At 45.2% G+C, this 710-nt stretch carries 1 protein-coding gene; it reads left to right on the forward strand.

Annotated features, from left to right (window positions below):
* Nucleotides 1-5: 5 nt before the first annotated feature.
* A partial coding sequence (locus tag ACS8FD_RS20555; RefSeq protein ID WP_439277230.1) for an FAD-binding oxidoreductase occupies nt 6-710 on the forward strand: 705 nt, incomplete at its 3' end.

Raw genomic sequence — 710 nt, forward strand, 5'->3', positions numbered from 1 at the left:
CAATCATGACGCCATTTGCACCTCAGACTACAACTGTTACCGATACTAATAAGCTCGAGATCATCTTTGATACCTTGGTAAATGAGCACAATTTCGATAATACACAAATTAAAACCGATAGCGAAAGCTTAGAGCATTGGGGCAAAGACTGGACCAAGCATTTTGCGCCCGCGCCCACGGCTATTGTCTTTCCAAAAACGACGGAACAAGTACAAGCTATAGTGCTACTTGCCAATGGCGAGATTGTCGTTAGTATGGATAAAATGAATCATATCGGACAATTCTACCCTGCTGATCGTTTGGTCGAAATCGAAGCAGGCGTGATAACTCAGCAGCTACAGCAATTCGCGGAGTCCAAAGATTTGTACTATCCCGTTGACTTTGCTTCAGCAGGCTCTAGTCAAATGGGTGGTAATATCGGCACCAATGCTGGCGGTATCAAGGTTATTCGTTACGGTATGACCCGTCAATGGATTATGGGTTTGACCGTGGTCACAGGTAAAGGCGATATCTTACAATTGAACCGTGGTATGGTCAAAAACGCCACTGGCTATGATTTGCGCCAGCTGTTTATCGGTAGTGAAGGTACGCTAGGCTTAGTCACTCATGCACAGATCAAACTTGAGCGTCTGCCACAAGAGTTGAACGTCATGGTACTTGGCATGGACAGCTTTAACGATGTGATGAATGTGTTGTCTGCTTTTCAAGCG

It is taken from the genome of Psychrobacter sp. 1U2 (assembly GCF_051847575.1).